The following is a 12575-nucleotide window of genomic DNA, read 5'->3' on the forward strand; positions in this document are numbered from 1 at the left end:
TACGCGCCCTCGTACTCGGCCTGCGGCGCCGGCGCCCGATCGCGCATCCGACCCCGCCCGTCTTTCCTGTGGGAGGTTTCAGCCAAGCGGCAATACGGATAACCACCTATAAAATCAATAAATAGACACTAATGTGATATTTTCCTTCTGGGAATCACGCATATCAGGTGGTTAGGGAGCCGAGCCGTGCAACACGGATCCGACGGAAAGGCCGGCCCGACCGCGGGTCTTGGCAGCCCCTCGGGCCCGGGAAGCGGGACGGGGACGGCGCGAACCGACAGATTGTGCCTGCTCGCGGCTTTGGACGACCAAGCGACGGACACCGACGTATTGACCGCCGCGGCGCAGCACGCGACCGCGGCGCTCGGTGGATTCGGCGCCATGGGACACCTGAGCGCAAGCGCCTCTCGGGGCTTGCACCTGATCGCGAGCAGCGGACTGCCCCGAGCCGTCACCCGCAACTGGGAGGACATCCGCGTCACCGATTCGGTGGCTCCGGCGCGCGCCTTCCGGACCGGCGAGTTCGCGTTCGCGTCCACCGCGCACCGTCCCGAACGCAACCCCTCGGACCCGCCTCACCCGTCGCCCGCCGCGGACGTCTCGGCGCGCTCCGCGATGGCGGCCGTACCGCTGCCCGGACCGGACGGACCGCTCGGCGTCCTGTCGGTGCTGCTACCGGTGACCGACGCACTCTCCGTCGGGCAACGAACGTTTCTCCGGGAGGTGGGCCGGTGGGCGGCGGAACGGCTGCGCCTGGCCCCGCCCACGCCGGACACCGTCTCCCGCACGCTGCTGGGGACGCCACCGGAGCGCGCTCCCGGACAGGGCCCCGATGTGACCTCCACCGAATTCGAGTTCGAATTCGATGTGCAGGCGAACGAGGTCGTCCTCGACGAGCGGTTGCTCGACGCCGTCGGCATCGAGCGGGAGACGTTCGACGGGCGGCTCTCGACCTTCGACGACTACGTCCATCCCGATGACCTCCCGTGGGTGGTGGGAGACGTCGAACAGGCGCTCAGGACCCGTGGCCGGGCGGACAGCGAGTACCGGGTCCGCCGCTCGGACGGGACGTATGCCTGGGTGCGCTTCCGCGGCCGGGCGGTCTCGCACCGGGGCAGCGAGCCGACCCGGCTGGTCGGCACCATGTCGTACACCACGGAGACCCATGCCGCGCTGGAATCGGTGGGGCGTGCCCTGGCACACATGAGTGACGGTTTCCTGTCCGTGGACCGCGACGGGCGGATCGGATTCGTCAACGTGGCCGCCGAGCGTCTGTTCGGCCGGCCGCGCGACCTGGTGGGGCGGTCGTTGTGGGGCGTCTCCGTCGTGCGGAAGGTGCCCCTGCTGGAGGAGCGGTCCCGCCGAGCCGTCGCCACGGGGGTTTCCGACGGGTTCGAGGTGCCGTGGCCGGGCACCGATCGCTGGTACCACCTGCGACTGGTCCCCCTTGCCGACGGACTCACCCTCTACATCACGGATGTCACCGAAAGACGCCTGCGCGAAGCGGAGCGCGCCGCCGCGGAACGCGCCGCCGCCGAGCGCGCCGCCGTGCTGACCCGACTGACCCGAGCACTCGCCGAGGCGACCACCACCCGGGACGTGACCGCCGCGGTGGCCGAGAGCGTTCTTCCTCCCCTCCACGCGACCGGACTGGTCATCCTGGCCCTGGGGAACGAGCGGCTGGACCTGGTCGGCTCCGTCGGCTATCCGCCGGCGGTCCTCGATCGCCTCCACGGCATGCCCGTCGTCGCCGCCACACCTCTGGGAGAGGTTCTGCGCACCCGCGCACCGAAGTTCATCGAGTCACCCGACGACCTCATCGCCGGCCATCCCGGGCTGGTGGACTGTCCGGTCACCGAAGGGAAGCAGGCGTGGGTCTTCGTTCCGTTGATCGTCTCGGGCCGTGAGATCGGTGTGGTCGTCGTCTCCTTCGACCAGCCGCGACATCTCACCGGGGACGAACGGAGTCTGCTGACCGTGTTCGGCGGCCAACTCGCCCACACGCTCGAGCGGGCCCGCCAGTACGACGTGGCCACGACTCGCGCCCGTGACCTCCAGAATGCCCTCCTTCCCCGGGCCCTGCCGCAGCTCCCCGCGATCACCGCCGCCGCCCGATATCTGCCCGCCGGACACGGTGCGGACATCGGCGGCGACTGGTACGACGTCATTCCGCTGTCCGGCGACCGGGTGGCTCTGGTCATCGGCGACGTCATGGGCCACGGCATGCCCGAGGCCGCCACCATGGGCCGCCTGCGCACCGCCGTGCGCACGCTCTCCGACCTCGAACTGCCTCCGGACGACGTCCTCACCCGACTCGGCGACATCGTCGGCGAACTCGGAGAGGAGTCCTTCGTCACCTGCCTGTACGGCGTCTATGACCCGACCACCCAGATCCTCACGTATGCCAACGCCGGCCATCTCCCGCCCGTGGTCGCCCGCCGCGACGGCACCGCGTCCCTGCTGACGTTCGATCCCGACCCGCCACTCGGGATCGCCGCCCCGCCCTTCGGCGTCCACGACGTGTCCCTGCCCGACGGCAGCTTCGTCGTCCTCTACACCGACGGTCTCGTGGAGACCCCGGGTCTCCACATCGACAAGGGCCTGCGTCACCTCACCGAGACCGTCGCCGCCGCTCTCGCCGACCGTGACGGGCCGGCCCAGGAACCCGACCGGCTGTGCGACGCCGTCACCACGGCCCTGTTGCCGGCGCACCGCCGCACCACCGACGACACCGCCCTCCTCGTCGCCCGCACCCGTTCCCTTTCGCCGGGTGACATCGCCACGTGGGCCCTCCCCGAAGACCCCACGGCCGCGGGCCAAGCCCGGCACCACGTCCACGAGCAGTTCGGGATCTGGCATTTGGGCGAGGAACTGGAAATGGCCACCGAACTCATCGTCAGCGAACTCGTCGGCAACGTCATCCGCCATGCGACGGGTCCGATCCAGCTGCGCCTGTTGCGCAGCCGCACCCTCATCTGCGAGGTCACCGACGGCAGTCTGACCACACCCCATATCCGACACGCCCGCGCGACGGACGAGGGTGGACGCGGCCTCCAACTCGTCGCCGCCATGGCCCAACGATGGGGAACGCGCTACACCCTCACCGGCAAGTGCATCTGGACCGAACAGGCACTCGACGCGTGAACGGCCGACACCTCGCCCGGCCACGGTCGATGCCGGCCCCGCCGACACCGGGCGGGCGGTTCGCGGTGCGTCACCGGGGGCGGGGCCGGGGTTCATTCGCGTTGTCACCTCCCTGGTTCGGGTGGGCCGGCTGCGTCGTGTCACAGGCCGTGGGCGCCCCAGAGCGGAAACCGGCGACTCGGTTCCTGCTCGATGTGCAAGTCGTCCTTCAACACGGCTTTGACCTCGAGTTCCAGCCGACTTCACCGCCGCGCGCAGCTCGACCAGGCTCGGCGGGTCGGGCGCGGGTTCCAGCGCGGCCGGGTGCAGCCGCCGCTTCGTGTACTCGGGCTCTCGAACCACGACCACCGGACAGGTCGCGTGCGCGGTGATCGGGACCGCGATCCCGCCGGTGGTCGGCATTTCCCTGGCCGTGGACAGGCGGCGCGAGCCGAGCACGACCATCGCGGCGTCCCGGTCGTGTTCGCGCAACACGGCCACGGGCCTTCCATCGGCCAGGACCGACCCCGTGTTCAGCCGAGGGTGGCGGCCCGGGACCTTCGTCCAAGGTCCCGGCGCCGGCCACGCGGAAACGTTCACCCCACGTCGGGCGATACGGATTCGACGCGTGACTGTCGGCACCGATCGGCCACAGACGTGCACCGGCACGCCCCGCGGGCGGTGACCGGCGCGGCGGCGTCGGAACCCCTGCGTGCCGTTCGCGCCCGGAATCGGCCCGCACGGGCCGAGCCAAATGTCGGTGACGGCGCTGACAAGCGCACCGTCCGTCTCCCACGAAGGAGCATGGCCGGCGGTGGTGGTCCGCGGCGCCCGCCGCCGCATACGACCCCGGGTAGCCTCCGGGCTCAGACCCTGGTCATGGTCGACGTGTATCCGCCTCCGCCGGGGTAGACCCAGTCACCGGTCATCACCGTGTCGTCGGCGTTGAAAGTGCCCCGGAAATACGCCGGACTGCCCTTCGCCCCTGCCCAGATGGTGAGCGTGTCGCCGACGAGTTCGTAGACCGGGCTTGGGGAACATCGGTACAGCGGTTGGCGCTGAGAACGATCATGGTTCCTGAGTGGCGGTCTCCGAGTTCGGGTGAGGCTGGGTCTGGAGTCGCCGGCGGAGATCGGCTTCTTCGGCTGTGAGCGGGTCGCCTGGGCGACGGATACGGACTCGGCCGGGGCGGGGGATGTCGTCGACGTCCTGGAGGTCGGCGAAGTCGGCGTGCGCCTGTGCGACGGCTTCGGGGTACGCCTCCTGCTTCTCGTGCTCGGCGAGCGCCCGGTAGACGCCGGCGACGCTGGGGGCCAGACCTTTGCGCTTGCCGGTGGGAATGATCAGGTCGGGTTGGATCTGCTCGACCGACTCGCCGTTCGCCCGGCGCCGGAGCACGGTGTGCAGCATGTCGTCGGTGATGACGGGCGGGCGGCCGCCGTGCTTGCCCTTGCGGGCCGCCGCGTCGAGTCCTTCGAGGGTCGACTCGCGGATGTTCTCCCGCTCGGTCTCCGCCATCGCCGCGAAGAACGCGAACAGCAGGCGACCAGGCCCGCTCGGGTCGTACATCCCGGGCAGTGGTCCGGCGAGCATCTCCAGGACAAGGTCGTGGGCGGTGAGATGGTCGGCGAGTGCGGTGAGTTCGGCGGCGTCGCGGCCGAGGCGCTTCATCTCGTAGACGGTGAAGATGACCCGGCAGTGCGGGGCGTGGGCCTTGATCTGGCGGGCCAGCGCGAGCGCGGCCTCGAACTGCGGGCGCACGCGCACGCGGGTGCTGATCTTCTCGGAGAACACCTTGTCGCGCTCGATGCCGTGCTTGGCCAGCGCGTCGAGCTGCGACTGGAGTTCCTGGGTGAGCGTCGAACAGCGGGCGTACCCGATGCGGGTGTCGGCGGTTGGGGTGTCCGGCGCGAGCGCAAGCGGCACGGCGAGCCGGGGTCGGCCTTGCAGCGGGGGCAGGGGTGGCGCTCGACGTCGTCGGCGTCGCTCTGGGAAGCCTCTTGAGGGACCGTCATGCCCCCGGGATGTTGTCACAAACGATTCTCAGAAGTACCCCGAACCCACTTTTGAGTGAGAACGAGTTCTGCGAACCGAACCGGCGCTTCGTGATCTCCGCGCGAGCCTTCTTGGTCTTGCTCGGGCAAAGGACCCCCCGTCCGTTTGTGAGAGCATCGCGTCTTCGCAGTCCTGGCCGCGTGACCCGGTGCGCAGGGCCGCTTTTCGCCGGCTCTTGCTGGAGCCGGCTGAGAGTAGACCCGAGGGCTCAGTGCCGGTAGCCGTTGAGGAAGACATGGATGCCGGCGGCGATCCCCTCGTCGATGTCCTCCTGCGTGGGTGCCCCGGAACCCGGACGGGAGGGGTCCGCGGCCGAGATCAGCAGCATGAGGTGGACGGCTGCCCGTTCGGGGTCGGCGGTGCGGAGCAGCCCCTGGTCCGACCATTGGCGCAGGTGTGCGGCGAGTTCGCGGCGGACCCGCAGGGGGCCGGTTTCCTGCCAGACGTCGATGGCGGCCTGCGGGATGTGTCCGGCGTCGGCATTGATTTGGCGCACCAGTGCGAAGTGCGCCGAGTGCGCGGCAGTCATCGGGGTGACGAAGTCCCGGCCGAAGTCGAGGAGGTCGGCCTCCAGGTCGGTGATCTTGCGCAGGTGCCGGTCGATGATGGCGAGCTGGACTTCGGCGGCGAGGGCGGCACTCTCCTGGATGGTGGCCTGGAAGAGCTCGGCCTTGTCCGTGAAGTGGTTGTAGATGGTGCGCGTGGAGACCCCGGCCTCGGCGGCGATGGCGTCGACGCCGGCCCGGGTGTAGCCGTCCCGGGCGAAGACGGTCAGTGCGCCGCCAAGGATCGCCTGGCGCTTGTCCGCCGACCTGCCTCGGGGGCGTCCGGCTGCGGTGTTCTGACTGGTCATGCTGGGTCCTCCAGAATTGTTTACAGTGGACGTTTTACTAAATGCCATGACCGTTGTACTTTACCTCGTGTCGAGACACACAGCACCGCGGGACGCCGCTGCGCCTGCACGTCGAATCGAGGAGAGACACATGCTCAAGATCGCCATCATCGTCGGCAGCACCCGCCCGGCCCGCAGGACAGCCGTCACGGCCGAATGGGTCGCGCAGGTCGCCGCCCGGCACCCGGCCGTTGCCCGGGGAGAGGCGGCCTTCGAGACCGTGGACCTGGCGGACTACGCACTTCCCGTCCTGGACGAGCCGCTTCCGGCCCTGTTCGGTGACTACCGCCACCCCCACACCATCCGGTGGGCACAGAGCATCGGCTCGTTCGACGGGTTCGTCTTCGTCACCCCGGAGTACAACCACTCCATCCCCGGTGCGCTGAAGAACGCGATCGACTTCCTGTACACGGAGTGGAACAACAAAGCGGCCGGGTACGTCAGCCACGGCGTGCACGGCGGCACCCGCGCCGTGGAGCACCTGCGGCTGACCATGACCGAACTTCAGGTCGCCAACGTACGCACCCAGGTCTCCCTCTCGGCCTTCACCGACTTCGAGATCACCGACGCGGCCGAGCCGGGCGTCATCACCCCGGGCCCCCACCAGGAACCGACGCTGAACGAGCTGCTGGACGAGGTCATCGCCTGGTCCGGGGCGCTCAAGCCTCTGCGCACGGCCACCATGCAGGCAGCACCCGCGTAGCAAGAAGCCTCCGAACCATCCGCGAAGATCAGGGAGAGCCATGCGGTACCGACTGCTGGGCAGGACCGGGCTCCGTGTCTCGGAACTGTTCCTGGGTGCGATGGGCTTCGGAGACGGCGGCGCCTCGCCCTCCGAGGCCCGCCGCATCGTCGGCCTTTACGACGACGCCGGCGGCAACGTGATCGACACCGCCAACGTCTACCGGGACGGACAGAGCGAGAGCATCCTCGGCGACCTGCTGCACGGCCGCCGCGACCGCTTCGCCCTGGCGACCAAGTACACGCTCTCGCGCGACATCACCGACCCCAACGCCGCAGGCAATCACCGCAAGAGCCTCACCCTGTCGCTGGAACAGAGCCTCAAGCGGCTGCGGACCGACTACATCGACATCTACTGGGTGCACCTGTGGGACCGGCACACCCCCATCGACGAGACCATGCGGGTGCTGGATGACGCTGTACGCGCCGGAAAAATCCTCTACGTCGGGATCTCCGATGCCCCCGCGTGGGTCGTCGCCCAGGCCAATACGCTGGCGCACTGGCGAGGCTGGACTCCCTTCGCCGGCCTGCAAGTGCCCTACAACCTGCTGAAACGGGACATCGAGCGCGAGCTGCTTCCCATGGCCGAGTCGTTCGAGATGACCGTCGCAGCATGGAGTCCCCTGGCGCACGGCATCCTGACCGGCCGACGCTCCGACCTCACCGCCCAGCAGCACGCCGTGGTCGCTGCCGTACGCGAGGTCGCCGACGAGATCGGCGCCACACCCGCCCAGGTGGCCCTCGCCTGGACCCGGGCACATTCCGCGACTGTGCATCCGATCCTGGGTGCCGGCACTGCCGAACAGCTGGCCGACAACCTCGGCGCGCTCGACGCAGCCCTGTCCGAGGAACAGGTACGGCGCCTGGAAGCTGCCGCCGACTTCACTCTCGGCTTCCCCAACGACTTCCTCGCGCAGGCCCACCCCGGGGCGTTCGGCGCAGCCAGTAACGGCCTGGACCGAGGTGCCAGGAGGTGACGGAATGGGGACCGGCGGACGTCGGAGCAGCTGACTGACCCCGACGCCCCCGGCTTCATTCGTCGTAGCTTTCGTCGTCGAGCTCGGGGGCGTCCGGGTCGCGCAGCGGACGCAGGCCCTGGCGCGGGGTGGAGAGGGTGAAGCTGTATCGGCCCAGGACGTTGAGGTTCTTGAAACTTCAGCGGGGAGAGGCGGGCGACGTCCTCATCGCTGATCTCGTGGCCCTCGGCACGCAGCTGGGCGACCGCGGCGCCGATGTACTTCGTGGTCCAGAGCACGACGGCATTCAGCACCAGCCCCAGTGACCCAAGTTGGTCCTCCATGCCGTCCCGGTAAGCCTGGTGGATGGTGCCCCGCTTGCCGTGGCAGATGTCCCGGGCGAGGGTGTGGCGGGACTCCTGGACAGACAGCTGTTTGCCCATCTGCCGCCGGTAGGTGTCATCGACCGGGTCGACGACCTGGAGCAGGTGCAGGGTCTTGGCGATCCGCCCGTACTCGGCGAACGCCTGCCCCAGTGACGTGGGCCGTCCGTGGTTGCCGAACATCCGCAGCAAGTCGTAGGCCCACACCTGGTTGGTGACCAGCGAGCCGGCCGCCTTCAGCATCTCCTCCCACTCTGCGGTCACCTTCTTCAGGTTCACCTTGTTGGTGCGGGCCAGGTCCGCCAGTGGCCCGTAGCCGCCGGTCTCGATCCCCTCCATTTCCGCCCGCCAGAACCTTTGGTCGTCCAGGTCCTTGAACCGCGGGGAGAAGTTGTAGCCCAGGATCTTGAACAGGCCGAACACCATGTCGCTATACGAGGCGTTGTCGGTGGCGACCATCTCCGGCTTCACCCCGCCGTCGAGGTTCAGCAGGGCGTCCAGGATGTGCAGGGAGTCGCGGGGCGTGCCCGGGACCACCATCTGCCCGATGCCAAAGACCTGGTCGTTTACTGGGGAAGCGCACTTATTCGGAGGGGGCAGTATTCCTCGGGCTCCGGCGGTCTCGTTCGGCTTCGATGCGGTCGAGGTCGAGGTCTCGTGCGGCGAGGTAGTGAGTCCAGTCTCTTCGGGCGATCTCGGCCCACCGAACCGCTGTGGTGATGTGGAGCCCGAGGAGATCGGCGAGGACTGCGGGCGGGATGTGCTCAACCAAGGCGACGAGTGCGGCGTTTCGAGCCGGGCGGGCGTCGATCCCCTGGTCGAGGAGCTTGCGGCTGAACCCTGAAGGACCGGCCGGGCGGCCGGGGAGGAGGCCGGGGAAGAGCCATCGCGGGCCCGAACCGTCTCCGGTGAAGCGGGATTCTCTGACGGGGCTGCGAGCGAGCCGATGCAGGAGCGCGGCCAACTTGGGCGGGATCAACAGGGGCGGTGAGCCGATGTCGAGGCTGGTCATCCCGTCCTTCTCGCGAAGGTGTTCAACGTGCAGTTGTCGGATCCGGGAGGTCGGCAGCCCGAACAGCAGCACCAAGGCCCCGGCAGCGCGGACGTCCAGCGGTAGTTCGATGTCGTTGAGGCAGCGACGAAGCTGGGTCCACCTCTCGTCCTCATCGAGGATCCTCGACGGATGCCGGCGCGCGATGGTGGGAACCGTCAGTGGGCGTGCGATGCCCCGGGTCGCGGCCCAATCGAGGAAGTAGCGAACGGTGTAATGGCGGGTGTTGCCCGCCATCAGCCACTGTTCGAGATGGTCCTGGGTCAGTTCTTCGAGGGCGAGTTCGTGCGTGTCGAGCCAGGTCAGCAGGTCCAGCGCAACGCGGATGCGGGTGCGAAGGAAGGACGCGGCCGTGGCGGGGTGCTTGCGCTGGGCGGCCCGGCGGCGGGCTCGCTTGAGCAGGAACCAGTGGGTGAACGGGCGCACGAGTGTGGCGTGGTGGGGTGGTCGGTCGGCCAACAGCCGGTCCAGCCAGGCGGGGATGCGGTCGAGTTCCTCGTGACGCTCGGGCAGGACGCCGGTGTGGACGAGGGTTTGCCGAACGTAATGTTCGTAGCGGCTCGGCGGGAGCTCATCGAGGAGATCGTGGCTAAGCGGTCGTCCGGTGGCGGCGAGTTCGCCGAGAAGGCGGGCGTTCGGGCTCCGCCGCAGCCAACACAGCACGCCGCGGGCGTCGTCGGCAGCGGCCAGTGCGTCCCGCAGCGGTTGGAGTTGGGCGGAGACGTGCCCGTCGGGGCCGCGCAGGTGCTCGGTCAGGCGAGTGGGCAGGAGGCAGCGGGGGCAGCGGCCGTCCGCGTAGAGGCGCCCGCCCTTTCCGCAGGTGGGGCAGATGTAGATGTCGGGAAGTCCCGCGCATGGGCCGCAGATCTGCCCTTCGTCGTCGCGGCCGATCAGGGGTTGACGGTTTCCGCAGCGATGGCACCGGCCGGGATGATCCAGAACGCGGATGTAACAGGCGCCGCATACCGACCCGCGCGGCCAGTGGGCGTGGACCGGTCGGGTTCGCCCGCAATCGGAGCACGGGCTCGTCGCGCGGGGTCGGCAGGTGCGGCAGAGGAGTTCGCCGTCGGCGTTCTTGGTGCAGGGCCGAACCTCGTCGCAGACCGAGCACGGTGCGGCGGGTGGGGTCGCGCAGTTCCAGCACAGGTCGGGGCTGTCGGCGGTGGCTTTGCGGACGATCTGTTGGTGCCTGCCGCAGTTGCCGCAGGTCCGACGAGGCTGGGCCAGGCGGCGGTAGCAAGTCGGGCATAGGGCGCCGGTCGGGCCAAGGGATTGGGCTCGACCGACGCGACCGCAGGCGGTGCAGATGTGCGCGGGCGGGGTCCAGCAGTTCTCGCAGAGCGGTCTGCCGTCGGCACGTCGGGTGACAGGCATGCGAATGCGGCCGCAGCCCGCGCATTCCTCGACGACCTGCGGATCGGTGCGGTAGCAGGGCAGGCAGATCCCGCCCTCGTCCCGGCGGGCGGCGATCCGGGCGATGCGACCGCATCGCGCGCAGGGCTTCTTGTTCTGCGGACTGCGGGCGCTGCATGCCTGGCAGACCCGCCCGTCGGGGCCCCGACGGGGGAGGCCGACGCCGGCCCGTCCGCAGTCGGAACAGGCCGGAACGACGACGGAGGGATGGCTGTTGCCGGCGAGGCGACGTGCGAGGCGCACGATCACGGCCGGGCAGCGAGCGTCGCCGGAGGTGAGTGCGTCGGGATGTGCGACCAGGTGCTCGTCGAGGTCGCGCAGACCGATGCCGCCGTGAGCCCGGACGGATTCCAACGCGGCGTCGACCGCTTCCTGGGTGAGCGCGGGCAAGGTGGCCGCGCTGACCCGGGTGCGACGGGCTCGGCGTTCTTCGGCCCGGAGTGTGTCCCGGGTCTTCATTGGCCCGGTCGGCGAATGGTCGTTCGTCGCACTCGTGGCGCTTGGCCTGCGTCGTCGCCGACGGCCTTGCCGATCTGGGCGTTGACGGTCCGGACGTCGATGAGGTCGTTCGGTGTGCAGTGCAGGATGTCGCAGAGCGCGGCCAGGGTGTCCATCGAGAGTCGTTGCGGGGGCTGGGTGACCAGTCGGAAGACCTGCTCCCGTGACAAGTGGACTCCGCGTTCGGCAAGGAGGGGGCCCAGGTCCGTGGTCTGGAACATGTCGCGCTCGGCCATGAGCTTGCGCAGGTTCCAGCCGATGCCCATCTTCTTGATCATGCGTCCTCCCAGAGGTCCGCGCGGTGGTCTGTGAACGCGCGCTGGATCAGGCGGTTGCGGTACTCGTCGGAGACGCCGGTGTAGATCGCGGTCGTGCTCGCGTAGTCGTGACCGACCTGCAAGGACACGAATTTCTCCGGATAGTCGAACTCCACCAGGTGAGTCACGTAACTGTGCCTGAGGGCATGCAGATCCAGCTCCGGCGGAAGTCCGGCGAGGTCTCTGGCCTGCTCGAATGCCTTGTTGAGTCCGCGAAGTGACATGCGACCGGACCGCTCGGTGACGAAGAGCGCGGCGAGTTTGCCCGGGGAGAACGCCGGACGGATCTCGCTGACCCAGCCGTCCAGGATGTCCACGATCCAGTCGAACTCACGGACCGTCAGCACGGTGCGGCGCTTGGGAGGACTGCCTTTCGACGCCTTTCCGTAGCGAACGAAGAGCGCGCCGAACTGACCGTACTGGGGTCGCTTCTGCGCGCGTCGCAGATCGGCGAGGTCCAGCATTCGGGTCTCGTTGCGACGCAGGCCGAACGCGTAGACAGTCTTGAGCATCGCCGCGTCGCGCATCGCGGTCAGCGCGCCCTTGCGGCCCCGACTCCTGGTGGCCTCGGCCCGCCCGTCCACCGCGTCGAAGAGGGCTTGGACCTCGTCGTAGGTGAGAGGGCGCCGTCCCGGCCGGCCCTCGTACTCGGCGACGTGGGCGACGCGGTTGTCCTCGTGGAAGATCTGCTGCGGGACCTGGCCGAACCGGTTCTGGCACTCGGCCACCCAGCCGTAGCGCCCGTCGGTGATGAACCCCATGAACAGGGCCAGGGTGGTTTCGTAGCTCCGCCCGGTCGACATCGCGATCGGCTTCGCGCGGTTCGACGATCGCAGGTGGGTGATGAACGCCTCGGCGTCGGAGGGCCGCCACTGCCACGGGTACTGGTTGGTGAACTCCACCAGGCGCCGCACCATCGCCACCCGCGGCCGGATCGTCCCTTCCTCGTTCAGGAAGCGAGCGCGCTGTTGTCGCACCCATCCCAGCAGCATCGCCTCGAGCAGCGCACTCGCGGGATCGAGATGAACCACCCCGTCGACGAGTTCCAGACGTGCGGAACCAGCCAGGTGGTCGTCTATCGCCCCGCGCGCTCCCGTTGCATCCACCGCAACATTGTTGTGGCTGGATCATCCGGAGGCAAACGCT

At 69.0% G+C, this 12575-nt stretch carries 8 protein-coding genes and 2 pseudogenes; 3 read left to right on the plus strand and 7 right to left on the minus strand.

Annotation, left to right across the window (positions count from 1 at the left end; all coding sequences use genetic code 11):
- The first annotated feature begins 300 nt into the window (after positions 1 to 300).
- Positions 301 to 3144, plus strand: coding sequence for a SpoIIE family protein phosphatase (locus ACMXN5_RS32360; protein WP_439678449.1), 2844 nt, complete (start codon positions 301 to 303; stop codon positions 3142 to 3144).
- 393 nt (positions 3145 to 3537) lie between these two features.
- On the opposite strand, the pseudogene ACMXN5_RS32365 reads toward ACMXN5_RS32360, so the two are convergent.
- The 3 genes and pseudogenes from ACMXN5_RS32365 to ACMXN5_RS32375 form a co-directional block, all read right to left on the minus strand.
- A pseudogene (locus tag ACMXN5_RS32365) lies at positions 3538 to 3966 on the minus strand (hypothetical protein); the annotation flags it as partial.
- Positions 3967 to 4191: 225 nt separating this feature from the next.
- Positions 4192 to 5049 carry a recombinase family protein gene (locus ACMXN5_RS32370; RefSeq protein WP_439678450.1) on the minus strand — a complete coding sequence of 286 codons (858 nt, stop codon included), beginning with the start codon at positions 5047 to 5049 and terminating at the stop codon, positions 4192 to 4194.
- 337 nt (positions 5050 to 5386) lie between these two features.
- On the minus strand, positions 5387 to 6031 hold the full coding sequence (locus tag ACMXN5_RS32375; protein ID WP_439678451.1) for a TetR/AcrR family transcriptional regulator: 645 nt from the start codon (positions 6029 to 6031) through the stop codon (positions 5387 to 5389).
- A 130-nt stretch (positions 6032 to 6161) separates the two neighbouring features.
- Between ACMXN5_RS32375 and ACMXN5_RS32380 the strand changes: the two genes are divergently transcribed.
- Both ACMXN5_RS32380 and ACMXN5_RS32385 read left to right on the plus strand, forming a co-directional pair.
- On the plus strand, positions 6162 to 6773 hold the full coding sequence (locus ACMXN5_RS32380; RefSeq protein ID WP_439678452.1) for an NADPH-dependent FMN reductase: 612 nt from the start codon (positions 6162 to 6164) through the stop codon (positions 6771 to 6773).
- 40 nt (positions 6774 to 6813) lie between these two features.
- On the plus strand, positions 6814 to 7788 hold the full coding sequence (locus tag ACMXN5_RS32385) for an aldo/keto reductase (RefSeq protein ID WP_439678453.1): 975 nt from the start codon (positions 6814 to 6816) through the stop codon (positions 7786 to 7788).
- A 55-nt stretch (positions 7789 to 7843) separates the two neighbouring features.
- Here ACMXN5_RS32385 and ACMXN5_RS32390 read toward each other — a convergent pair.
- The 4 genes and pseudogenes from ACMXN5_RS32390 to ACMXN5_RS32405 form a co-directional block, all read right to left on the minus strand.
- Positions 7844 to 8720, minus strand: a pseudogene (locus tag ACMXN5_RS32390) (Tn3 family transposase); the annotation flags it as partial.
- A gap of 13 nt (positions 8721 to 8733) precedes the next feature.
- Positions 8734 to 11073, minus strand: coding sequence for an XRE family transcriptional regulator (locus ACMXN5_RS32395; RefSeq protein ID WP_439678454.1), 2340 nt, complete (start codon positions 11071 to 11073; stop codon positions 8734 to 8736).
- Positions 11070 to 11390, minus strand: coding sequence for a helix-turn-helix domain-containing protein (locus ACMXN5_RS32400; RefSeq protein ID WP_439678455.1), 321 nt, complete (start codon positions 11388 to 11390; stop codon positions 11070 to 11072). Before ACMXN5_RS32400 ends, ACMXN5_RS32395 begins: the two co-directional genes overlap by 4 nt.
- Complete coding sequence (locus ACMXN5_RS32405; RefSeq protein WP_439678456.1) at positions 11387 to 12535, minus strand: tyrosine-type recombinase/integrase; 1149 nt, start codon at positions 12533 to 12535, stop codon at positions 11387 to 11389. The genes ACMXN5_RS32400 and ACMXN5_RS32405 overlap by 4 nt, the downstream gene beginning before the upstream one ends.
- Positions 12536 to 12575 lie beyond the last annotated feature (40 nt).

This window comes from Embleya australiensis (genome assembly GCF_051903075.1).
Lineage (GTDB): Bacteria > Actinomycetota > Actinomycetes > Streptomycetales > Streptomycetaceae > Embleya.